We start from the raw sequence: 21742 nt of genomic DNA, 5'->3' as shown, positions 1-21742 counted from the left end.
GCCGATCTTGCCGGCGATGCCCAGGTTCAGCCCCGGCTGGATCGACGTCGCCAGGCCGGCGGCATTCCGGGTGGCCAACGCCTGGGTCAGCGCCAGGATGTTCGTCTTGTTCAGGCTGGAATTGGTGCCGATGACCGCATTGTTGCCCAGCGCGCTCTGCCACTGCACGCCGAAGTTCGCGGCCTTGTTGGCGCTGACCTCGACGATGAGCGCCTCGATCATGACCTGGGCGCGGCGCCCGTCGAGCCGGTCGATCACCGCGCGCATCTGGCGGTATTGCGGCTCGGGCGCCGTGATGATCAGCGAGTTGGTCGACGGGTCGGCCTGGATCTGGCCGCCGGTGGAGGGCTGGTTGGCGTTGTTGAGCGGGGCGTTGGCCGCGGCCGAGCCGCCGCCCTGGTTGTTGTTCAGGTTCACCTGCATGGCCTGCGGCGCGCTCTGTTGCGGCACGGCACCGCCGCCTGCGCCACCGGCTGCGCCCGGCGTGGTGCTCTGCTGGTTCGCCGCCATCGCGGCGCGCAGAGTGGCTGCCAGCCGCACCGCATCGGCGTTCTTCAGGTAGACCACGTAGATGTTGCCGGCCGCGCCGTTGCTGCTTTCGCTGGGCGCGCGGTCGAGCTTGTCGACCAGCGTGCGCACCAGCGCCACGCGCGCCGGATTGGCCGCGCGCAGGATCAATGAGTTGCTGCGCGGATCGGCCAGCAGCGTGGTGCGGAACGAGGCATCCGTCGCCCCGGGTGCTGCGCCGCCCGGGGCGGCGGCACTGCCGCCGTCGACCAGGCGCTGCACCAGCGGCACCATGTCGGTGGCGACCGAGTGCTTGAGCTGGATGACTTCGATGTCGGACGCGTTCGGCACGTCGAGCGAGGCGATGATGCGCGCCAGCCGGCGCATGTTGTCGGCGTAGTCGGTGATCACGAGCGAGTTGTTGCCCGGGTTCACGTTGATGGTGTTGTTCGGCGGAATCAGCGGGCGCAGCACCGGCAGCAGGTTGTTCGGCGACTCGTAGTTGAGGCGGAAGATCTGCGTGACGATCTGGTTGCTGCCGCTCGACGCGGTGGCGCTGATGGAGGTGTTGACGGTGCTGCTCTGCAGCTTGGCGCTGGCCTCGGGCACCACCTTGTAGAGGCCGTCGGCTTCCACCAACGCGAAGCCCCGCAGGCGCAGCGCCGCGGCAAACTGGTCGAAGGCGGCGGCCGGCTGGATCGCGCGGTCGGTGACGAGGTTCATCGTGCCCTTGACGCGCGGGTCGACCACCACGTCGCGGCCGGTGACCACCGCCATGGTGCGGGCCACGGCCTCGATGTCGGCATTGGAGAAGTTCAGCGTGATCGGCCCGCCGCGAACAGGCGCCACTGCAGCGTCTGTCGATGCGGATGTCTCCGGCGACCGTGTCTCGGCAACGGTCTGCAGCGTGACCCGCAGCGAATTGCCTCGTATCTCTGCCTTGTACGGCGTCGGCTGCCTGAGATTCAATACCACCCGGCTGCGCTCGCCTGCCTGAACCACATTGATCGAGCGCAGGTTGGGTTGATTCACTTCGATGGCCGCACGTCCGACATCGCTTGCGACGCCGGGGAAATCCAGTGCGATGCGCGCGGGGCTCTGGACTGAAAACCCGCTGGGCACGGCGGCGAGCGATTGCGCCAGATCGATCTGGATCACCTCGACGCCCTGTTGGATGGAGGCTGCAACCGCCTTGATCGAATTTTGCGCACAGGCGGCGCTGAACGTGCCGGCGGCAAGCAGGCTCAAGCACACGGCGCGAACGCAGCGCGCAATGACGATCGACCTCCTCATGCGCCAGCGCCGAGACAACTTGTTGTTGTCCTGCAATCGAGAAGGGAAGGGGCGCATCGCGTGCGCAGAGTCTTCCACTTGTGCGTGGTTCGTTTCAGATCGAATGGCCGAGCACCATCACGGCATACGGTTCAACCGACAGCGTAAGCCTGCTCAGGCCGAGCGAGGTCGAACCCTTGGTCAGTGCGACGGACGGGGGATTCATCGTGGCACGCGGCAAGCGCACGGGAAAAGGGAGCAGCATGAGATACGCGTCAACGGCGGTTTAAATTTGGATGTCGATCACACGCCGCTGCGGCTTCGTCGACCCTCAAGAGTCGCGTTCGCATTCACTGCCCGTCCTCGCCCACAAAAGATGCGGTTCTTCCGGCGACGAGGGCACATGTGTCATTCGGTAACTTTGCGCGCCGATTGTCTGCCAAAACGTGTACTTTGCGCCAGCCATGAAAAATGGAATTCAGATACTCAGCTTTCAGGGTAATTGCCGAGGGCACAGAATGGCAGACCGCCCGTTTCGATGTCGATGACGCTCACTTCCTCCGTCCCCGTACAGCCCACGCTGCGGCTCGCGTTCGCGCTGTCGATGGGCGCGGCGGTGTCGCTCGGCATCACTCGCATTGCATATGCGCTGCAGGAGACGTCATGACCGGGTTTGCCTTGTTCGAGACTTCCATCGGCATGTGCGCCTTGGCCTGGGGACCGCGCGGACTGGTCGGCGTGCAACTGCCTGCCGACAAGGGCGAGGCAGCCACGCGGGCGCGGATGAAGCAACGCTTCCCTGAACTGAGCGAAGGGCCGCCGAGCGAGGCGGCGCAACGCGCCATCACCGCCATCCAGGGCCTGCTGCAAGGCGTGCACGACGACCTGGGCCACATCGAACTCGACATGCGCGGCGTGTCTGAGTTTCACCAGCGCATCTACGCGATCGCACGGCGCATTCCACCTGGGCAGACGCGCACCTATGGCGAGATCGCCGAGGAGCTGGGCGACAAGGGCCTGTCGCGTGCCGTGGGCCAGGCCATGGGCCACAACCCGTTCGCGCCGGTGGTGCCTTGCCATCGGGTTCTGGCGGCGGGCAACAAGCCCGGCGGCTTCTCGGCCGGCGGCGGCGCGCTGACCAAGCTGCGCATGCTCGACATCGAGGATGCGCGGCCTAACGGGATGGCTTCGCTTTTTTAGCGGCGCTTCCCCGCAGCTCAGGTGACCGGCACCGGCAACCGATGCAGCCCCGCAATGCGCGACGCGAAGATGATCGCCGCCTGCAGCACGAACCCTGCGAGCGCCAGCAGCAGGCAGGCCGGCTCGCCCCAGGCGGCCCCGACCACGCCGCCCAGTGCTGCGCCGATGGGCCGCGCCCCCGCATTGATCGTGAGGAACACGGCCGACACCCGGCCCAGCATCGTCGCTGCCGTCACGCTCTGGCGCAGCGTGGTCGTGGTAATGACCCACACCATCGGACCCGCGCCGAACAGAAAGAACGAGAGCGCGGCCAGCGCGGCGGTCGGTACGACGAGCGTGGCCGCCATCGCCGCCGCTGCAACAACCGCGACCGCGGGCCCGACCTGGATCGCGCGGCCGAACGCCAGGCACGCCACTGCGCGCGGCGTCAGCAGCGCGCCGACGACCATGCCCGCGCCATACATCGCCAGCGTGAGGCCGACCGCCTGCGCGCCCAGGCCAAGCACCCGCACCGCATAGGGCACGTAGCCGGCCTGCAGCACGAACCACGAGATGTTGAAGACCGCGCCGGTCATCAGCATCGGGCGCAGCATCTCGTGCCGCCAGACGAAGCGCGCGCCATCGCGCACCTCGAGCAGCGGATGCCGTCCGGAGGCGGGTGCGCGGGGCACCTCGCCCAATCGCAGCAGCAGGCCCACGGCCGCCACTGACAGCACCGCAGCCAGAACGAACGCGGCAGACGCACCGGCCCACGCCACCAGTGAGCCCGCGAGCGCGGGGCCGGCGGTGAATGCTGCGCTGCGCGCCAGTTCGAGCCGTCCGTTGGCCACGGCCAGCGCCTCACGCGGCACGAGTGCCGGCACCAGCGCGGGCGCCGCGACGCTGAAGCCCACGGTGCCCACCGCGCCCAGGAAACCAAGCGCGGCCAGCCAGCCGATGCTGAGCTTCGACGCGAACACCATCGCCAGCAACACGAGCAGCGACACCGCCCGCAGCCCCTCGGCCCAGACCATCAGCTGCCGCCGCGACATGCGGTCCGCGAGCAGGCCCATGGGCATCGAGACCAGCAGGAAGGGCAGTGTCTGCACCGCCGCGAGAAAGCCGATTTCGCCCGGCCCTGCGCCGAGCGCCAGCACGGCAACCAGTGGCACGGCCGCAAGGCTCAGTTGCTCGGCGGACTGCGCGGCAAGGTTGGACCAGGCCAGGTTCTGGAAGGAGGGGGGAAGGAATGTAGGGGGCATGCACTCATCTTGCGAGCGGCGAGCTCGTGGCGCCGGCCGTTTCCGGACGCACGAGCATCCGCCGCACGCCGATCGACTACGCGCCCTGGGCCTGCATCTCCACGAACCATTCGGCCATGTACGCCGCTTCCGGCGCGGCATCGGGCGCCAGGCCGTAGTAGTACCGCTCCAGCGGCATGCGCAGCGTGGGCAGCGGCGACTGCAGGCGGCCCGAGGCCAGGTCGTGCGCCACCAGCGATGTCGGCGCCAGCGCAATGCCAAGCCCATCGACCGCGGCCTGCAGCACGAAGTGCAGGTGGTCGAACTGCAGCCGGCCCGCCGGCCGCGCGCGCGGCGCGCCGACCTGCTTCCTCCAGTCGTCCCAGTCGTCCTTGCGGGTCCTGGCCGACAGCAGCACGTGTGAGGCGAGCGCGCGCAGGTCGTCCAACGGATGGGCCTTGAACAGCGAGGGCGCACCGACCACCAGCACCTCGTCTTCGAGAAAGGGCTGCACCCCCATCGAGGACGGCCAGCCTTCCAGGCCGCGACGCACCGCGATGTCGAAGCTGCCGACGGCCTGTTCGGGCATGACGGTGCTGGTGACGACTTGCGGCTCGATGTCGGGGTGGCGCTCGACGAAGGAGGGCAGGCGTGGAATGAGCCAGCGCACCGCGAAAGAAGGGCGCACGTTGATCCGCACCGCGCGGGCCGCCTCCCGCGACTGCAGCGCCCGCGCCGCCGCGCCGATCTGTGCAAGCGCTGGCTCCACCTCCGCGAAGAACTGCTGTCCCTCGGCAGTCAGCGCCACCTGCCGGATGCGGCGCTCGAACAGCGAGATGCCAAGGAACTCCTCCAGGCTCTTGATCTGCCGGCTCACCGCGCTGTGCGTGACGTGCAGCTCGAGCGCCGCACGCGTGAAGCTCAGGTGACGTGCCGCGGCGGTAAAGGCGCGCACGGCGTTGAGGGGAGGCTCTCGAAGCGGCATGCGTGCAATTTTCTCACGCATGACGGGCGTTAATGTCGTTTGTCGGCGGGGCAGGCGGCGGCGCACCATCAGCGCTCGATGTCTCGCACCCGACCCGCTTCCAGCCCCACGTCCACCGACCTGAATTCCCGCCACGCGGCGATGGCTCTCGGCCTTTCACTGCCGGCCGACGTGGTGCTCTACCTGCTGCTGCCGATGTACGCCAGCCAGTTCGGCGTGACGCTTGCCGAGACCGGCATGCTGCTCGCGGCCAACCGCCTGGTGCGCATCGCCGGCTATGGTTTCGTCGCGCGCTTCTACGCCCGCAACGGCGACCGGCTGACCTGCACCATTGCGGTGGTGGCGGCTGCCGTGTGCGGCTTGGGCTACGCCACGCTTTCGGGCTTCTGGGCGCTGCTGCCGCTGCGGCTGATGTGGGGCCTGTGCTTCGCGGCGCTGAACCTGTCGACGCAGGCGCTGGCCACGGCCGACCCGGTGGGTGCCGCGCGGCGCAACGGGCGTTCGCGCGCCTTCATTGCGGTGGGGCCGGTGCTCGCGCTGCCGCTGGGCGCGTTGCTGGCGCACTGGACGGGGCCGCGCGCGATCTTCGGCATCCTCGCGGTGTTCTCGCTGCTTGCGTGGTGCGTCACGCGGCGGCTTCCGGCGGCGCCGCATCCCGTGACCAGGCCGGCGAAGCGCTTCAAGCTGCCCAACAGCCTGGACGGCTGGTCGTTCATGGAAGGGCTGACGCTCGACGGGCTCTTCATCGTCGGCCTCTCTTACCTGGGCAAGGACCTGCTGCCGGGCGGCGCCGTGATCGTGGCCGGCGTACTGATGGCGTTGCGCTACCTCGCGGAGATTCTGCTGAGCCCGGTGGGCGGGCGCATGGCAGAGCATTTCGGCGCCGAGCGCTTGCTTGTGAGCCTGTCGCTCGTCACCGCCATCGCGCTCGTGGGCTTCGGCCTCGGCTGGCTGTGGAGCTGCGCGGCGCTGATCGTGGTGCTGCGCGCCCTGCAGCTGCCGCTGTTGCCGCCCATCGTGGCCCGCCGCACGCCGGGGCCGGAGCGTTTGCAGGCGCTGGCGGCCCGCTCCGTGTGGCGCGACATCGGCGCCGGCACCGGGCCGCTGATCGCGGGCCTGCTGCTGCCGGTCGCGTCGCCGCCGTGGATCTATGGCGTGGCTGCCTCGCTGCTCGCGCTGATGGCGCTGGCCTGCGGCTGGAGTGCATCGCCACCTGAAGCCGAAGCCGCGCGCACGGCCGGTTGACCGGCCACATGCCTCCTTCAGGAATCATCGCCATGACCACACTGCTACTCCATCGACGTTCGCCCAAGAAAAAGCCCGCATCAGCGGGCTTCCTGGAGCGGTCTGCACCGACAGAATCAACGCACCCAGTGGCAAACACGGTGGTGATGACGTGCATCCCACTTGCACACCTTGTGCTTCTTGGGGTGGTACGGCGCTGCCGAGGCGATGCTCGGTGCCAGCATGGCGAGGCCGGCGAACGCGAGGATGCTGGAGAGGATGAGCTGCTTGGTCTTCATGGGGTTCTTTCTAAGCAAAGACATCGAAGAAATGCGTCATTCAACGGGCGCTCTTGAAAAACGATCAGAGTTCACATTCGGATGACGTTTTGTACGAACTAGGCGTGAAAAATCGCACAGATCAATGGGACCGAAATGTTGGGGCTAACCCGTATCAGGCCTGCCCGGGCAGCGCCGCCTGCTCCGTGCGCGCGTCGTGCCCGATGATCAGCACCAGCCCGAACGCCACCGCAGACAGCAGCGCCAGAAAGATCACCGCGTAGATGTCGTTGCCCATCCTGTCTTTCAGCGCGCCGAAGATCGTCGGGCCGATATAGCCGCCCAGGTTGCCGATGGAGTTGATCCACGCAATGCCCGCCGCAGCCGCCGTACCGCTCAGGATGGCGGTGGGCAGGGTCCAGAAGGTGGGCAGTGCGCTGAAGATGCCGAAGGCGGCGAGCGTCACGGCGGCCATCTTCGGAATGGGCGCGCTGGTCTGGGCGGCCAGCACCAGGCCGATGAAGATGCAGGCCAGCGGAATCAGCAGGAACCACTTGCGTTCCTTGCGCGCGTCGGAGGCACGCGTCCAGAACAGCATGGCGATGGCGCCGACCAGGTACGGGAAGGCGTTGATGAAGCCGATCTCCACGTTGCTCAGCCCGCCGAAGCCCTTGATGATCTGCGGCAGGAAGAAGCTCAGGCCGTACAGCGGCACGGTGATGCCCATGTAGACGAAGCCCAGCCCGATCACGCGCGGGTTCAGCAGCGACTGCTTCCACGAGATCGGGTTGATCGCCTCGCGGTTGCGGCGCTCCGTGTCGAGTGTCTGTTCCAGCCAGCTGTGCTCTTCCTTGGTGAGCCACTTGGCATCCTTCGGGCCGTCGGGCAGGTACATCAGCACGAAGAAGGTCAGGATCAGCGAAGGAAGCGCCTCCAGGATGAACAGCCACTGCCAGCCATGCATGCCGCCGATGCCGTCCATGTTCAGGATGTAGCCCGAGATCGGCGAGCCGATCACGGTCGAGATCGGAATGGCGAACATGAACCAGCCGACGATGCGCGCGCGGTACGCCGCCGGGAACCACAGCGTGATGTAGAAGATGACGCCCGGAAAGAAGCCGGCCTCCGCAATGCCCAGCAGGAATCGCACGATGTTGAAGCTGGTCGAGCCGCCCACCCATGCCTGGGCCGCCGAGAGGATGCCCCAGCTGAACATGATGCGGGCGATCCAGCGGCGCGCGCCGAAACGCTCCAGCGCCAGGTTGCTTGGCACCTCGAACAGGAAGTAGGCCAGGAAGAAGATGCCAGCCGCGCTGCCGAACACGGCGGCGGTGAAGCCCAGGTCCTTGGACATGGCCGCGCCTGCAAAGCCGAGGTTCACGCGATCGAGGTAGGCGATGAAGTAGCTGATCATCAGCAGCGGCAGGAGCCGCCAGCTGATCTTGGAGATGGCTCTTTGTTCGACGGTATTCATGGGTGTCTCCGGTGTTGGATGGTTTTATGGAGCTGGTCGGGAAGGGGGAAGGGCGGGCATTGCCGCCGGGGTGTCAAGGCTGCTGTTCCTGCTGCTTTTGCTGCGCCCTCATGATCTGGTGCCGCTGCCAGTAGTGCCCGGTGGCGGCCTTGAAGTTTTCCTTCTGCTTGCCCAGGCCCGCGAGCTTCACCTTGGTGGTGCGCGCGCCCAGCATGCCCTTGTCGTGGTGGGTGACGATGAGCGTGTCGCCGAAGCTGCCGTCCTTGTAGGTCAGGCCCTTGACCTCGTCCCACGCGATCGTCGAGCCGCCGTCGGCACTGGGGTGCATGCCGGCATAGGTGATGTCGATGCGGTCGCCGTTCTTCAGCGCGAAGCCGACCGGTGGAAAGTGCCGCAGCACGATGGCACGCTCTTCCTCGGTGGCCGGCTCGTAGCGGTAGGCCAGGCTCAGCTCGTGGTTCTGCACGAAGCGCTGCTCGTAGTCGCTCCACAGGCGTTGCTCGATGGCGGGGGCGGTCTCGATGTCGTCGGCCCACGAGGCTTGCGGTGCGGTCGCGACGATGGCGCCGTAGGCGCTCTCGGGCACGTGGTGGCCGACGTTGCGCATGCGCTCCAGCAGCGGAGGGTGGCTGTCGTAGGGGTGCGGCACGTCGGCGGTCTTCATCGCCTCGATGAACGCTTCGGAGCTGGCGTAGGGCGGCAGGCCGTCCGCCACGAAGCGGGCGATGCCCAGTGCGCCGTCATGCTCGCGGTTCTGCGCGAACAGCTTGTGCTCGACGTCGTTGCGGTAGCTCGCATAGGCGGAGATCTTGATGAGCGACTGCACGATGGCCTGCGGCGCCGTGAGGCCGGCGGCCACGCGGTCGGCCTTGTATTCGCGCTCGCGGCTGTCTCGCGCCAGGGCGAACGCGAAGATCATGCGGTACAGCCGCAGCAGGTAGTGCGCCACGATGGTGAGGCCGCCGCTGCGCATCTTCCAGGTGTACTGGTCGAACTGCAGCAGCTTGGGGCCGAGCGCCGCGCTGCTGCGGGTGTCGCCGCCGCCCAGGTGTGCCAGCTCGTGCGCGAGCACCGCATCGGCCTCGGCCTGGTCGAGCACGCGCAGCAGCGGAAGGCTGACGAACAGCGTGCGGCCCTGCAGGGTGCGGCCCCTGACTTCGCACGGTGCCTCGGTCACGAAGAAATTGGTGTCGATGCCGGCCACGATCTGGTCGGGTGGCGCCGTCTTCACGCGGCCTGCCAGCTGGCGGATGCGCTCCCACAGGCGCGGTGCGTCCGCCTGCGCGATCAGCTCGCCCTCGATCTCGTTGCCCCAGGGCAGCTTCTTGAACAGCGTGTAGATCGCGTAGAACACCGCGGCCCCGGCCATGATGCCCGCCAGCGCGATCAGCTTGACGTAGTAGCTCTGCCAGAAATAGGCCGTGAGCCAGAACGACAGCCACACCAGCATCGCGCTTTGCAGCACGACCTCGAGCGCGCTCGACACCGTCATCAGCCGCCAGCCCGCGACGAAGCTGGCGTAGCGCAACCCGCGGTTGGCGAAGGCCAGCGCGCCCAGCACCAGCGCCGCCGCGAGCAGCGCAGCACCGAGCACGATGGTCCAGACAGCGGCGCGGTCGGCCCAGTGGAACTGCCATTGCATCGAGTAGGGGCTGCACACCTTGTCGTGGAAGTTCCTGTCTTCCGGCGCGGTGGCGTCGCAGGCCCTGGAAAGCGGATGGCTGCGATAGAAATCGGTGGCTTCGGCCTTGTCCTTGGACGAGAGCTGCGCATCGCCGGCGATGCGCTTCTCTATCGATTGCAGGAACGCCGCATCCTGCGAACGCAGCGCGTATTCGGTGAAGGCCAGCGTTGCCGCGGGAATGGCGAACAGTGACACGAGCGTGAGAACGAAAACGCGCAAGAGGTCTGCGTGGATCGTGCGGGCGAGGGCCATAAGAGTGATGCTCCTTCCTGGATAGCGGATGCTGTGAGTTGTTGTGGGGCGGTCCGGAAAGGCGATAGGGTAGCGGGTGCGGCGCGTGGAGTGAAGCCTGCTGCAGCGTCAAGCGGCGCGGGGCACCGACCAGCCGCCGAGCAAGGTTATGCCCTTTGCATTCTTCTGATTCGCGGGGTGCAGGTATAGCCTTGGCGATCATCCGTGGCCGCAAGCTTCGTCATCACTTCTTCTGTGCTTTCTTCCCATTTCAGGCTCGCGGCCATTCGAGCAATCGTTTCGAGGAGTCGCATCGCATGAGTGCTGGGTCAAACGGACAGATGCTGGCAGCCACGCTGCCTTCGGTAGTGGCGGAGCTCAACTACCTGAAGGCGGGCCAGGGCCGGCCCGTGAGCTACACCTTCGAGCCGCCGCCGGGCACGCCCTGGGTGGCTGGCGAACTGGAGCCGCGCCGCGTGACGATCCGCGATGGCCGCCCGCTGGTGGCGCTGAACGAACTGACGCTGGACCGCAGCGGCTTCACGCAGATTTCGCATCGCAGCGCGCTCGCCGATTTCTCGCGTGACGAAACGATCCGCGACATCTACTACCGCGAGTCCGAGGCCTTGCTGCGCGACCTCACCGGTGCCGAGAAGATCGTCGTGTTCGACCACACGCTGCGTGACAGCGCACAAGGCTCGCGCCGCACGGCCGAACTGCGCGAGCCGGTGCGTCGCGTGCACAACGATCAGACTTTCGTTTCCGCGCCGCGCCGCGTGCGCGACCATCTGCCCCCCGAAGAGGCCGAGGAACGCCTGAAGCAGCGCTTCGCGATCATCAACCTGTGGCGCCCGCTGGCCACGGTCGAGCGCTTGCCGCTTGCGCTGTGCGATACACGCTCCATTTCACTGCAAGACATGGTGCCGAGCGACCTCGTCTATCCGGACAAGGTCGGCGAAATCTATTCCTTCACCTGGAACCCGAACCACCGGTGGTACTGGTTCCCGCGCCTGCGGCCCGACGAGGCGCTGCTGCTGAAAATCTACGACTCGCGCGAAGACGGCGTGGCGCGCTTCACCGCGCACACCGCGTTCGAAGACCCGACCGGTTCGCGCGAGGCGCCGCCTCGCCGCAGCATCGAACTGCGCGCGCTGGTGTTCTGGCCCGCCGGCAAGTAAGTCGAAACCGTTCATCCGGGCGAAGTCTTCGCAGCCTCGCGCCTGCGCGATTCTTTGGCCAGGATTAGCTCTGGCCAGAAGCAGACCCCACGCCTGCAGCGATTGCCGTGCTTGACGACAATCGGTTCAATGCGTTCTTCCCCCTTCTTCAAGATGGCCCTGCTGCTGGGCCTGCTCTCGGCCATCGGGCCATTCGCCATCGACATGTACCTGCCGGCGCTGCCCGCCATCGGACAAAGCCTGCGCGCCGACATCGGCGCCGTGCAGATGAGCCTCACGGCCTTCTTCCTGTCGCTCGGCGCGGGCCAGCTGCTGTACGGGCCGATCTCCGACATGGTGGGCCGCAAGCCGCCGCTGTATGCGGGGCTGCTGCTGTTCGCGCTCGCCAGCGTGGGCTGCGCGATGGCGACCGACATCCAGACGCTGATCGTGCTGCGCTTCGTCCAGGGCCTGGGCGCCGCGGCCGGCATGGCGATCCCGCGTGCGGTGGTGCGCGACCTGCACACGGGCACCGATGCCGCACGGCTCATGTCGCTGCTGATGCTGGTGTTCAGCGTGTCGCCAATCCTCGCGCCGCTCGCGGGCAGCGCGGTGATCGCGGTTGCGGGCTGGCGCGGCGTGTTCTGGGCCGTGACCGTCGCGGCCGTCGCGGGCCTCGCGATGATGGTCAAGCTGCTCGACGAAACGCGCCCCGCCTCGGAACGCGTCGAGAGCAGCCTCGGCAGCGCGTTGTCAGCCTACTGGCTGCTGCTGCGCGACGCGCACTACCTCGGGCTGGTGTTCATCGGCAGCTTCGCGATGGCGGGCTTCTTCACCTACCTCGCGAATTCATCGTTCGTGATGATCGACCACTACGGCCTGTCGCCCGCGCTCTACAGCGTGGCCTTCGGCGTGAACGCGGCGGCCTTCATCGGGGCCTCGCAATTCACCGGCTCGCTGGGCGAGCGCTACGGGCTGGTCAATCTCGTGAAGTTCGGCGTGGTGTGCTGCGGTGTTGCAATGCTCGCGATGTTCGCCTACTTCGCGATGGGCGGCGACAGCCTCTGGGTGCTCATCGTGCTGTACTTCATCGCCTCGGGCTTCATGGGACTGGTGATCCCGACCACCGGCGTGCTGGCGCTCGAGAAGCACGGCGCGATCGCAGGCACCGCCTCGGCGCTGCTCGGTACGCTGCAGATGCTGACGGGCGCACTGGCGATGGCGGTGGTGGGCTTTTTCACCGACGGCCGGCCGCTGCCGATGGTGGCCGGCATGGCCGGTGGCGCGCTCATCGCACTGGTGCTGACCTGGCTCACGCTGGGCGGCGTGGGCTCCGAACAGGCGCGCAGGGCGCAGCGGGCCTGATGAACACGGTACGCGCAGGCGCCGGGCTCCCGGTGGCCGAAGACCACGACGATGCAGCCCGCAAACCCTTGGACGGGCTGGCCCTGCCGGAGCGCGGCTGGGCAATGCTGGTCATCATCCTCGGGCTGATCGTGGCGGTGCTCGACGGCACCATCGTCAACCTCGCACTGCCGGGCATCGCGCGTGAGCTGCAGGCCAGCCCGTCCCAGGCGATCTGGGTGGTCAATGCGTACCAGATCGCGACGCTGGTGATGCTGCTGCCGCTGGCTTCGCTGGGCGATCTCGTGGGCTACCGGCGCGTGTACCTCGTGGGCATGGCGGTGTTCGCGCTGTCGTCGCTGGCCGCCACGTTTGCCAATTCGCTCGGCACGCTGATCGCCGCACGTGCCTTCCAGGGGCTGGGCGCCGCCGGCATCATGAGCGTGAACGCGGCGCTGGTGCGGCTGACGTATCCGTCGGCGCAGCTGGGCAAGGGCATGGCCATCAACTCGCTGGTGGTCGCGACGTCTTCCGTGGCCGGGCCTTCGGTGGCTGCGGCCATCCTGTCGGTGGCCTCGTGGCCGTGGCTCTTCGCCATCAACGTGCCGCTGGGCATCGTCACCTTCGCGCTGGGCATGCGGGCGCTGCCGTTCAACCGCGTGGCGCCGGCTGCGGGGCTGCGGTTCTCGCCGGTCGACGTGGCGCTCAACGTGCTGATGTTCTCGCTCGTGTTCCTCGGTGTGGACCGGCTCGGCGTGCGCGAGGGGGCGGTGCAGGGCGCTGGCGGTTCGCAGGCCTCGGCCTGGGGCATCCTGCTGGCCGGGGTGGTGGTCGGCTTCATCTACCTGCAGCGCCAGCGCAGGCAGGCAGTGCCGCTGTTCCCCATCGACCTGCTGCGCATTCCGGTGTTCGCGCTGTCGATGGGCACCTCGGTCGCCGCGTTCTGCGCTCAGATGCTGGCCTACATCGCGCTGCCATTCCTGCTGCTGGACGTGTACGGGCGCAGCCACATCGAGGCCGGGCTGCTGATCACGGCATGGCCGCTGGCCATCGTGGTGATGGCGCCCATCGCCGGGCGCCTGATCGGCCGCTACCCCGACGGGCTGCTGGGCGGCATCGGGCTGGGCCTGCTGGCCAGCGGCCTGGCGCTGCTGGCGGCGCTGCCTGCGCACCCGGGCGATGCCGACATCGCCTGGCGCATGGCGCTGTGCGGGCTGGGCTTCGGACTGTTCCAGTCGCCCAACAACCACACCATCGTGACCTCTCCGCCCGCGCACCGCAGCGGCGCGGCCAGCGGCATGCTGGGCACGGCCCGGCTGACCGGGCAGACGCTGGGGGCGGTGGTGCTGGCGGGCGTCTTCAGTGTCTGGAGCCCGCACGGGGGGCATGGCCCGGTGGTGGCGCTGGTGCTGGCAGCCAGCTGTGCCGCGGTGGCGGCGGTTTTCAGCACCCTGCGCCTCAGGACGTAGGGCCGGGCGAGGGCGGTTAATTGGTTTCAATTCCAGGCCCCGGCGGCTGAATGAGTTAGGGTACTCACCTATGACGGAAGTACCTGACACCGTGGTCTGCCCGGGTTGCGATGCGGTCTACAGCCGCACGCCGCTGCAGCCGCGCGACGTGGCGCACTGTCCGCGCTGCGGCACCGAGCTCGACCGGCACCCCGGCCGGCAGGAGCGCCGCATTCTCCCGCTGACGGTGGCCTGCCTGATCATGTTCGCCATCGCAAACCTGTTTCCCATCGTCGAGATCGAGCTTCAGGGCCTGCGCAGCCAGACCACGCTGGCCGGCGCGGTGGTGGCGCTGGGCGCCGAGGGCATGTCGGTGGTGGCGCTGCTGGTGCTGGCCACGACCATTCTTTTTCCCTTCCTGCAGCTGTGCATCCTCGCGTACCTGCTGGTTCCGCTGAGTCGCGAGCGCCGGCCCGGGGGCTTCGCGCTGCTGGTGCGGCTGATGCAGTCGCTGCGGCCCTGGGGAATGATCGAAGTGTTCCTGCTCGGCGTGCTGGTGGCCATCGTCAAGCTCTCCAGCATGGCGACCGTGGTGCCGGGCGCGGCGCTGTGGGCCTTCATGGCGCTCACGGTCATGCTGACGGTGGTGCTGTCGTTCAACCCCGGCGCGTTCTGGGAAATGACGTTTCGACCGAAGGGCGAGGCGCAGGATGAAGGAGCGCCGGCATCATGAAGCTGTTCGCCTTCCCGTGGCCGCGCGGACCCCGCGAGGCCGACGATGCTCACGACCTCCACGACGAAGACGCGCATGTCCCCACCGCCGCCTCGCTCGGCCTCACGGCCTGCCCGCACTGCGCCGCCGTCTGGAAGGGGGCCCAAGAGGGCGAGGCCTGCGGCCGCTGCGGCACGCGCCTGTACACGCGCAAGCCGCAGAGCCTGAACCGCACCTGGGCCCTGCTGATCGCGGCGTGCATGATGTACATCCCGGCCAACCTGCTGCCGGTGATGATCACGCGCACGCTGTTCGGCACGCAGAACGACACCATCCTGAGCGGGGTGATCTATTTCTGGGTGTCGGGCGCCTACGGCCTCGCGGCCATCGTCTTCATCGCGAGTTTCCTGGTGCCGCTGTTCAAGCTGGCGGTGCTTTTCCTGCTCGTGGTGCTGGCGCAGCGCGGCAGTACCTGGCGCCGGCGCGAGCGGGCGAAGCTGTATCACATCATCGAGGTCATCGGCCGCTGGTCGATGCTCGACGTGTTCGTGGTGTCGCTGCTGACCGGGCTGGTGCAGATCCAGGGTTTCGCGGTCATCACCGCGGGCGTGGGCATCGCGGCCTTCGGGTCGGTGGTGGTGCTGACCATGCTGGCCTCGCTGAGCTTCGACCCGAAGCTCACGTGGGACAGCGAAGTGGCACAGGGACATGAAATCAGAGACGAGAAACCAGCATGAGTGAAGAAGACCAACCCCAGGACAAACCGACGCCCCCGCCCGCGCTGCCCAGGCCGCGCGTGGTGCGCCGGCGCGAATGGCTGCCCTCGCTGATCTGGCTGATTCCCATCGTGGCTGCGCTGGTCGGCATCACGCTGGTCGCACGCATCCTGCTGGAGCGCGGGCCCGAGGTGGTGCTGACCTTCAAGACGGCCGAGGGGCTGGAGGCCGGCAAGACCGCCGTGAAGTACAAGGACGTGCAGATCGGCCTCGTCACCCATCTGCGGCTGGCGCGCGACCGCTCGCACGTGCGCGTGCTGGTGCAGTTCAACAAGGACGCCAAGGGCTTCACCGCCGCGGACTCGCGCTTCTGGGTGGTGCGGCCCCGGCTCGACACCTCGGGCATCTCGGGGCTCAACACCTTGCTGTCGGGCGCTTACATCGGCGCCGACGCGGGCGTGTCGGAAGACACCGCGGGCGAGTTCACCGGGCTCGAAACCCCGCCCATCGTCACGCGCGACGACTCGGGCAAGCAGTTCCTGCTGCGCGCCAACGACGTGGGCTCGCTAGACGTGGGCTCGCCGGTGTACTTCAGGCGCATCAAGGTAGGGCAGGTGGCGGCCTACGAACTCGATGGCGATGGGCGCGGCGTGACCATGCGCGTCTTCGTGAACTCGCCCTACGACAAGTTCGTGGGCATGAACACGCGCTTCTGGCAGGCCAGCGGCATCGACGCGCAGCTCAGCGCCAGCGGCTTCACGCTGCGCACGCAGTCGCTGGCGACCATCCTGCTCGGCGGCATCGCCTTCCAGGCGCCCGACGACACGATGGGCCCGGTCGCGAAGGAGAATGCCGCCTTCGCGCTGGCGCAGGACGAAGCCGCCGCCATGAAGGAGCCCGACGGGCCTTCGCAACCGCTGCTGATGTACTTCAACCAGTCGCTGCGCGGCCTGACGCCGGGTGCGCCGGTGGATTTCCGCGGCGTGGTGATCGGCGAGGTCAAATCGATCGGCGTCGAGTTCGACCGTGCCGAGCGCGAGTTCCGCATGCCGGTGCTGGTGCAGGTCTACCCCGACCGGCTGCGCCGCCGCGCCGGCGAGAGCGGCACCGAATCGCGCGCCACCCAGCAGGAGCGGCTGCGCTTCCTGGCCGAGAAGGGCCTGCGCGCCCAGCTGCGCAACGGCAACCTGCTGACGGGGCAGGTCTACGTGGCGCTCGACTTCTTCCCGAAGGCGCCGCCGGTCAAGATCGACCTGACGAAGAATCCGGTCGAGCTGCCCACCGTGGCCAACAGCCTCGACGAGATTCAGTCGCAGGTGCAGGAAATCGCGACCAAGCTCAACAAGGTGCCGTATGAGCAGATCGCGGGCGACCTGCGCACCACGCTCGCGGCGCTCAACAAGACGCTGACGACCACCGAGCAGACGGTGAACCGCATCAACAACGACGTCACGCCCGAGCTGGCCGCGGCCATGAAGGACGTGCGCAAGACCGTGAGCTCGGCCGAGCGCACGCTGGCCGACGACTCGCCGCTGCAGCAGGACATGCGCCAGACGCTGCAGGAGCTGACGCGCGCCGCGGGCTCGGTGCGCGTGCTGACCGACTACCTCGAACGCCATCCCGAGTCGCTGCTGCGCGGCAAACCGGACGACAGGAAATGAAGAAGAACCTAGCCTTCCTCGCGCTGGCGGCCCTGCTCGCGGGCTGCGCCAGCAAGCCCGACAGCTACTACACGCTGGCCAGCCCGGTGGCCGCCGCCGAGGCTGCGCCTTCGACGCTCGGCAGCGCCGCGCCGCTCTACATCGAGCTCGCGCCCGTGGCCGTGCCCGAGCGCTTCGCGCGGCCGCAGATGGTGGTGCGCCAGCCCAACGGCAGCGTGCAGGTCGAGGTGCTGGAGCAGCACCGCTGGGCCTCTTCGTTCGAGAACGAGCTGCGCGATGCACTGGCCAGCGGCATCGCCGGGCGGCTCGGCGCGCTGGACGTGACCAAGGGCGGCCGGCAGGGCTCGCAGCCGGTGTGGCGCATCGCGGTGCAGCTGCGGCAGTTCGACGCGGTCGATGGCGGGCGCGTCGATGCCAGTTTCGGCTGGACGCTGCGGCGTTCGGACGAGGCACGCACGGTGGTGTGCCAGCTGGACCTCGGCGAGGCCGTGGGTACCGGGATGGACGCGGTGGCGCAAGGGGCGCAGCGCGTGGCGTCGGCGGCGGCCGCAGCGATGGCGCGCAGCGTGAATGCGGCGCGCGCGAATCCGTCGGCCACCGCCTGCGCGACGACCTGACCTCGTCTTTCTCCCTCCCCCTCCGGGGGACGGCTGGGGTTGGGGCGCGACGGCGGTCGATCGAGCATGGCGTATCGTGCGGGCAGCCCCCATCCCAACCTTCCCCCAGAGGGGGAAGGAGCAAAACGGAATCCAATCGACGGAGATCCCATGGCACAGATCGGCAAGGCTCCCTGCGACGACACGTTGATCCTGCATGGCGCGCGGGCGGAAGAGGGGACCTGTCCCGAGGCTTCCAAGCCCTGGGTGCTGGGCGCGGCTGTCGTGGGGTCGAGCATGGCCTTCATCGACGGCACGGTGGTCAACGTGGCGCTGCCGGCCATCCAGGCCGAGCTGCAGGCCACAGCGTTCCAGGCGCAATGGGTGGTCGAGTCGTATGCCTTGCTGCTGGCGGCACTGCTGCTCGTGGGCGGCGCACTGGGCGATCGCTATGGCCGGCGGCGCATCTTCGCGATCGGCGTCGGCATCTTCGCGCTCTCTTCGGTGGCCTGCGGGCTCGCGGCCACCGTGCAGCAGCTCATTGCCGCGCGGGCGGTGCAGGGCATCGGCGGCGCGCTGCTGGTGCCGGGCAGCCTGGCGCTGATCAGCGCGTCGTTTCCCGAGAAGGAGCGCGGCAAGGCCATCGGTACATGGTCAGGCTTCAGCGGCATCACGGCGGCGGTGGGGCCGGTGCTGGGCGGCTTCCTGGTCGATCACTTCTCGTGGACCTGGGCCTTTTTCATCAACGTACCGATGGCGCTGCTGGTGCTGTGGATCGTGTGGCGCCACGTGCCCGAGAGCCGCGGCGCATCGGCCACCGGCAGGCTGGACTTCTGGGGCGCGCTGCTGGCGACGGCCGGGCTTGGCGGCGTCGTCTATGCCTTCATCGAGGCGCCCACGCAAGGCTGGGGTTCGCCGGCCGTGCTCGGGGCGCTGGCCCTGGGTGTGCTGGGCAGCGCGGGCTTCATTGCCGCCGAGCGCAAGGTGCGCACGCCGATGCTGCCGCTGACCTTGCTGCGCATCGGCAACTTCAGCGGCGCGAATCTGCTGACCCTGCTGCTTTACGCGGCGCTGGGCGGCGGGCTGTACTTCTTCCCGCTCAACCTGATCCAGGTGCAGGGCTACTCGGCCACCGTGGCGGGCGCGGCGCTGCTGCCTTTCATCTTCACCATGTTCGCGCTCTCGCGCTGGGCCGGACAGTTGGTCGACCGCTTCGGGCCGCGTTTGCCGCTGGTCATCGGGCCTTCGATTGCGGCGGTCGGCTTTGCGCTCTTTGCCGTGCCGGGCGTCGGCGCGAGCTACTGGAGCGGCTTCCTGCCGGCGGTGGCGGTGCTTGGCTTCGGCATGACGGTGACGGTGGCGCCGTTGACCACCACCGTCATGAATGCGGTCGGGCCGGACCTGGCGGGCGTGGCTTCGGGCGTGAACAACGCCGTGTCGCGTGCGGCGGCGGTGCTGGCGATTGCGGTGTTCGGCGCAATCATGGCCTGGGCCTTCGACGTCGCGCTGGAAGAGCATCTGCGGGGCATGGGCGCTTCGGCGCAGGTGGCGGCTTTTCTCGAAGGCGAGCGCAGCAAGCTGGCGGGCGCGGCGCTGCCGCCGGGCGTGGATGCGGCCACGGCGGCAGCCCTCAAAAGGGCCGTGGCCGAATCCTTCGTGGCTGGCTTTCGCTGGGTGATGCTGCTGAGCGCGGGACTGGCCGTACTGAGCGCGGTGAGTGCCTGGCTGATGATCGGTGCGGTGCCTGCGGCCAGGCCGGCCACGGAGAAATAGCTAGGGCGGGTACGGAGGCGGGACTCGACGAAGTCCGTTACCTTCGTTGTGCGTTGGCGGAAGCGCCCGCGTGTTCCGCGTGGCCGCCAATGCACGCGGGGGAGCGACTCGAAAAACATAAGACAGAAGGGGGAGATGCCATGAGCAGAATCAGCGACGTGGCTCGGCGGGCAGGCGTTTCGAACAGCACCGTATCGAACGTGATGAACGGACGCATCGATCGCATGGCCAAGGAAACGCTGGCACGCGTCGAGGCCGCCATCCGCGATCTGAAATACCGGCCCAACACCTCGGCGCGGCAGCTCAAGACCGGGCACACGCCGCTGATCGGCCTGCTGGTGCCGTCGATGGCCAACCCCATGTACGGCTTCATCGCGCGCGAAGTCGAAACGCTGGCGCAGGAGCGCTACGGCTTCCGGATCATGATCGGCAACACCTACCGCGACGCCGCGAAGGAAGCGCATTTCTTCGAGGACCTGATGGCGCACGGCGTGCGCGGCGTGATCATCATCTCGTCGCTGCTCGACGAGCAGCACGTCGAGGCCGCCGCCGAGGGCGGGCTGGTGGTGGTCAGCTACGACCGGCGCGCCACGCCGGGCATGGCCTCGGTCATCGACCACGTGACCGTCGACAACTTCGAGACCTCGCGCCTCGCCACCCAGCACCTGATCGAGCAGGGACATCTGCGGCTGGCGTTCGTCACGCCCTCCGGACGCACCATGAGCCGCAGCGAAAAGGTCGACGGCTTCCTCGCTGCCGTCCGGACTGCGGGCCTCGAAGGCAGCGCCCAGGTGGTCGAAGGCCTGCCGGTCGACGAGTACGGCGATTCGATGATGAGCGAACTGGGCCGCACGCAGGCGGTGCTGATGGCGAAGTCGAAACAGCGCCCGACCGGCGTGATCGGCGTGAACGACCTGCTGGCCTTCGGCCTGATGGCGGGTTTTCGCGATGCCGGGCTTGCCGTGCCGCAGGACGTGTCGGTCATCGGCATCGACAACGTGTTTCTATCGACGCTGATGTATCCCGCCATGACTTCGGTGCGCGTGCCCGTACCCGAGATGGCGCAGGTGATGGTGGAGCGCGTGATGAACCGGCTGTCGGACCCGTCGCTGCCGGCGCAGGAGTTTGTCTTTGCGCCCACGCTGGTGGCACGCGATTCGGTCGCGGCGCCGCTGCGCGGAGAGTCGCCAGCCGGACAGGTGCTTTTTTCATGACCACGGTTTTCGTCAGCCATCCGCAGAGCAAGCTCGCGCACTATTTCGGCGACCGGGCCTCTGCCGCCTTGCAGGCCATCGCGCAGGTGCGCTTCAACCCCACGGACACCGATCTTTCGTCGGCCGACCTGGCCGAACGGGCGCGGGACTGCGACGCCATCGTTTCCTACCGCCAGACGGCGGGCGACGAGGCGCTGTTCGCCGCGCTGCCGCAGTTGAAAGCCTTCGTGCGCTGCGCCATCGACATCCGCAACATCGACGTGGCGTCGGCCAGCCGGCATGGTGTGCTGGTCACGCGGGCGAGCGCGGGGTTCGTTCCCGCGGTGGCCGAGTGGATCGTGGGCGCAATGATCGACCTGGGACGGCACATCAGCGCGTCGTCCGAGGGCTACCACGCAGGCCGGACCGTGGCATCGGCAATGGGTCGCGAACTGCGTGGCAGCACGCTGGGCGTGATCGGCTACGGGCAGATCGGCCGCTACCTGTGCGACATCGCGCTGGCGCTGGGCATGCGCATCGTCGTGCACGACCCGCACACCGCAACCGGCCGGGCCGAGTTCGCACAGGCGACGCTCGAAGCGCTGCTGGCGCAAGCCGACTTCGTGGCCTGCCTCGCAGCCGCCACCGGGGAGACCGAGAACATGATGAATGCCGCAGCCTTCGCAGCGATGCAGCCCCATGCCTTCTTCATCAATGCATCGCGCGGCGATCTCGTGGATGAAGACGCGCTGCTCGCTGCGCTCGATGCAGGAGTCATTGCCGGCTGCGCGCTGGACGTGGGCCGTGCACCCGATCAGATGCCGTCGCTGCGCGTGGCGGCGCACCCGCGCGTGATCGCCACGCCGCACATCGGCGGACTCACGCCGCCGGCCGTGGAGCACCAGGCCATGGAGACCGTGTCGCAGCTGGCGGAGATTTTCCAGGGCAGGGCACCGCAGGGCGCGGTCAATGCGGCCGAGGCATTCCGCTGGCGGCAAGCGTTCGGCGTGGGTGCCCGAGCCTCGATGGGAACTTCCCGCTGACAGGCGCCGCACGGGTTGACAAGG

General features: G+C 68.1%; 19 protein-coding genes. 13 read left to right on the top strand and 6 right to left on the bottom strand.

What is annotated here, in order from left to right; translation table 11 throughout:
* The coding region (locus ACCC97_RS10520; protein ID WP_413332709.1) for a secretin N-terminal domain-containing protein at window positions 1–1800 on the bottom strand (1800 nt) is incomplete at its 3' end.
* 517 nt (window positions 1801–2317) lie between these two features.
* On the opposite strand from ACCC97_RS10520, the gene ACCC97_RS10515 reads away from it, so the two are divergent.
* Together ACCC97_RS10515 and ACCC97_RS10510 are read left to right on the top strand one after the other, a co-directional pair.
* Window positions 2318–2446 (top strand): hypothetical protein, encoded by a 129-nt coding sequence (locus ACCC97_RS10515; protein WP_007827620.1) that lies wholly within the window; start codon window positions 2318–2320, stop codon window positions 2444–2446.
* The gene (locus ACCC97_RS10510; RefSeq protein WP_007827622.1) at window positions 2443–2979 is read left to right on the top strand and encodes a methylated-DNA--[protein]-cysteine S-methyltransferase; all 537 of its coding nucleotides are present in this window, start codon (window positions 2443–2445) and stop codon (window positions 2977–2979) included. Before ACCC97_RS10515 ends, ACCC97_RS10510 begins: the two co-directional genes overlap by 4 nt.
* Before the next feature lie 17 nt (window positions 2980–2996).
* On the opposite strand, the gene ACCC97_RS10505 is transcribed toward ACCC97_RS10510, so the two are convergent.
* On the bottom strand, window positions 2997–4220 hold the full coding sequence (locus ACCC97_RS10505; RefSeq protein ID WP_413332706.1) for an MFS transporter: 1224 nt from the start codon (window positions 4218–4220) through the stop codon (window positions 2997–2999).
* A gap of 76 nt (window positions 4221–4296) precedes the next feature.
* Window positions 4297–5184: a LysR substrate-binding domain-containing protein gene (locus tag ACCC97_RS10500; protein WP_413332704.1), complete on the bottom strand. Its 888-nt coding sequence runs from the start codon at window positions 5182–5184 to the stop codon at window positions 4297–4299.
* Between the two features lie 78 nt (window positions 5185–5262).
* Here ACCC97_RS10500 and ACCC97_RS10495 point away from each other — a divergent pair, with 78 nt between their 5' ends.
* Window positions 5263–6429 (top strand): MFS transporter, encoded by a 1167-nt coding sequence (locus tag ACCC97_RS10495; protein WP_042672536.1) that lies wholly within the window; start codon window positions 5263–5265, stop codon window positions 6427–6429.
* 116 nt (window positions 6430–6545) lie between these two features.
* Here the strand turns inward: ACCC97_RS10495 and ACCC97_RS10490 are convergent, their stop codons facing one another.
* From ACCC97_RS10490 to ACCC97_RS10480, 3 genes are all read right to left on the bottom strand, one after another.
* A complete protein-coding gene (locus ACCC97_RS10490) occupies window positions 6546–6707 on the bottom strand; it encodes an HHHH-motif protein (RefSeq protein WP_165403270.1) in 162 nt (53 codons plus the stop codon).
* 154 nt (window positions 6708–6861) lie between these two features.
* Window positions 6862–8160, bottom strand: a complete 1299-nt coding sequence (locus ACCC97_RS10485) for an MFS transporter (RefSeq protein ID WP_007827629.1) — start codon at window positions 8158–8160, stop codon at window positions 6862–6864.
* A 73-nt stretch (window positions 8161–8233) separates the two neighbouring features.
* Entirely contained in the window at window positions 8234–10096 is a 1863-nt protein-coding gene (locus tag ACCC97_RS10480; RefSeq protein WP_413332701.1) for a M48 family metallopeptidase, read from the bottom strand.
* 296 nt (window positions 10097–10392) lie between these two features.
* Here ACCC97_RS10480 and ACCC97_RS10475 point away from each other — a divergent pair, with 296 nt between their 5' ends.
* The 10 genes from ACCC97_RS10475 (at window position 10393) to ACCC97_RS10430 (ending at window position 21718) form a co-directional block, all read left to right on the top strand.
* The gene (locus ACCC97_RS10475) at window positions 10393–11253 is read left to right on the top strand and encodes a CmcJ/NvfI family oxidoreductase (RefSeq protein ID WP_007827632.1); all 861 of its coding nucleotides are present in this window, start codon (window positions 10393–10395) and stop codon (window positions 11251–11253) included.
* Between the two features lie 129 nt (window positions 11254–11382).
* On the top strand, window positions 11383–12597 hold the full coding sequence (locus tag ACCC97_RS10470; RefSeq protein ID WP_007827633.1) for a multidrug effflux MFS transporter: 1215 nt from the start codon (window positions 11383–11385) through the stop codon (window positions 12595–12597).
* Window positions 12597–14045: an MFS transporter gene (locus ACCC97_RS10465; RefSeq protein ID WP_007827634.1), complete on the top strand. Its 1449-nt coding sequence runs from the start codon at window positions 12597–12599 to the stop codon at window positions 14043–14045. The genes ACCC97_RS10470 and ACCC97_RS10465 overlap by 1 nt, the downstream gene beginning before the upstream one ends.
* A 70-nt stretch (window positions 14046–14115) precedes the next feature.
* A complete protein-coding gene (locus ACCC97_RS10460) occupies window positions 14116–14757 on the top strand; it encodes a paraquat-inducible protein A (RefSeq protein WP_413332698.1) in 642 nt (213 codons plus the stop codon).
* A complete protein-coding gene (locus ACCC97_RS10455; protein WP_413332696.1) occupies window positions 14754–15473 on the top strand; it encodes a paraquat-inducible protein A in 720 nt (239 codons plus the stop codon). The genes ACCC97_RS10460 and ACCC97_RS10455 overlap by 4 nt, the downstream gene beginning before the upstream one ends.
* The gene (locus tag ACCC97_RS10450) at window positions 15470–17113 is read left to right on the top strand and encodes an intermembrane transport protein PqiB (protein ID WP_007827637.1); all 1644 of its coding nucleotides are present in this window, start codon (window positions 15470–15472) and stop codon (window positions 17111–17113) included. Before ACCC97_RS10455 ends, ACCC97_RS10450 begins: the two co-directional genes overlap by 4 nt.
* Window positions 17110–17730 (top strand): membrane integrity-associated transporter subunit PqiC, encoded by a 621-nt coding sequence (locus tag ACCC97_RS10445; RefSeq protein ID WP_413316212.1) that lies wholly within the window; start codon window positions 17110–17112, stop codon window positions 17728–17730. Before ACCC97_RS10450 ends, ACCC97_RS10445 begins: the two co-directional genes overlap by 4 nt.
* 150 nt (window positions 17731–17880) lie before the next feature.
* Entirely contained in the window at window positions 17881–19482 is a 1602-nt protein-coding gene (locus tag ACCC97_RS10440; protein ID WP_413332694.1) for an MFS transporter, read from the top strand.
* Window positions 19483–19622: 140 nt separating this feature from the next.
* Window positions 19623–20696, top strand: coding sequence for a LacI family DNA-binding transcriptional regulator (locus ACCC97_RS10435; protein WP_413332693.1), 1074 nt, complete (start codon window positions 19623–19625; stop codon window positions 20694–20696).
* Window positions 20693–21718 (top strand): NAD(P)-dependent oxidoreductase, encoded by a 1026-nt coding sequence (locus ACCC97_RS10430; protein WP_413332691.1) that lies wholly within the window; start codon window positions 20693–20695, stop codon window positions 21716–21718. Before ACCC97_RS10435 ends, ACCC97_RS10430 begins: the two co-directional genes overlap by 4 nt.
* The last annotated feature ends 24 nt before the right edge of the window (window positions 21719–21742 follow it).

Source organism: Variovorax sp. Varisp85 (assembly GCF_047304045.1).
Classification (GTDB): domain Bacteria; phylum Pseudomonadota; class Gammaproteobacteria; order Burkholderiales; family Burkholderiaceae_C; genus Variovorax.
This window is presented reverse-complemented; position numbering and strand designations above follow the sequence as displayed.

Bases quoted from the DNA above. Each gene is read 5' to 3' on its own strand.
- ACCC97_RS10515 (WP_007827620.1), top strand. From the start codon at position 2,318: ATGTCGATGACGCTCACTTCCTCCGTCCCCGTACAGCCCACGCTGCGG.
- ACCC97_RS10510 (WP_007827622.1), top strand. From the start codon at position 2,443: ATGACCGGGTTTGCCTTGTTCGAGACTTCCATCGGCATGTGCGCCTTG.
- ACCC97_RS10505 (WP_413332706.1), bottom strand. From the start codon at position 4,220: ATGCCCCCTACATTCCTTCCCCCCTCCTTCCAGAACCTGGCCTGGTCC.
- ACCC97_RS10500 (WP_413332704.1), bottom strand. From the start codon at position 5,184: ATGCCGCTTCGAGAGCCTCCCCTCAACGCCGTGCGCGCCTTTACCGCC.
- ACCC97_RS10495 (WP_042672536.1), top strand. From the start codon at position 5,263: ATGTCTCGCACCCGACCCGCTTCCAGCCCCACGTCCACCGACCTGAAT.
- ACCC97_RS10490 (WP_165403270.1), bottom strand. From the start codon at position 6,707: ATGAAGACCAAGCAGCTCATCCTCTCCAGCATCCTCGCGTTCGCCGGC.
- ACCC97_RS10485 (WP_007827629.1), bottom strand. From the start codon at position 8,160: ATGAATACCGTCGAACAAAGAGCCATCTCCAAGATCAGCTGGCGGCTC.
- ACCC97_RS10480 (WP_413332701.1), bottom strand. From the start codon at position 10,096: ATGGCCCTCGCCCGCACGATCCACGCAGACCTCTTGCGCGTTTTCGTT.
- ACCC97_RS10475 (WP_007827632.1), top strand. From the start codon at position 10,393: ATGAGTGCTGGGTCAAACGGACAGATGCTGGCAGCCACGCTGCCTTCG.
- ACCC97_RS10470 (WP_007827633.1), top strand. From the start codon at position 11,383: ATGCGTTCTTCCCCCTTCTTCAAGATGGCCCTGCTGCTGGGCCTGCTC.
- ACCC97_RS10465 (WP_007827634.1), top strand. From the start codon at position 12,597: ATGAACACGGTACGCGCAGGCGCCGGGCTCCCGGTGGCCGAAGACCAC.
- ACCC97_RS10460 (WP_413332698.1), top strand. From the start codon at position 14,116: ATGACGGAAGTACCTGACACCGTGGTCTGCCCGGGTTGCGATGCGGTC.
- ACCC97_RS10455 (WP_413332696.1), top strand. From the start codon at position 14,754: ATGAAGCTGTTCGCCTTCCCGTGGCCGCGCGGACCCCGCGAGGCCGAC.
- ACCC97_RS10450 (WP_007827637.1), top strand. From the start codon at position 15,470: ATGAGTGAAGAAGACCAACCCCAGGACAAACCGACGCCCCCGCCCGCG.
- ACCC97_RS10445 (WP_413316212.1), top strand. From the start codon at position 17,110: ATGAAGAAGAACCTAGCCTTCCTCGCGCTGGCGGCCCTGCTCGCGGGC.
- ACCC97_RS10440 (WP_413332694.1), top strand. From the start codon at position 17,881: ATGGCACAGATCGGCAAGGCTCCCTGCGACGACACGTTGATCCTGCAT.
- ACCC97_RS10435 (WP_413332693.1), top strand. From the start codon at position 19,623: ATGAGCAGAATCAGCGACGTGGCTCGGCGGGCAGGCGTTTCGAACAGC.
- ACCC97_RS10430 (WP_413332691.1), top strand. From the start codon at position 20,693: ATGACCACGGTTTTCGTCAGCCATCCGCAGAGCAAGCTCGCGCACTAT.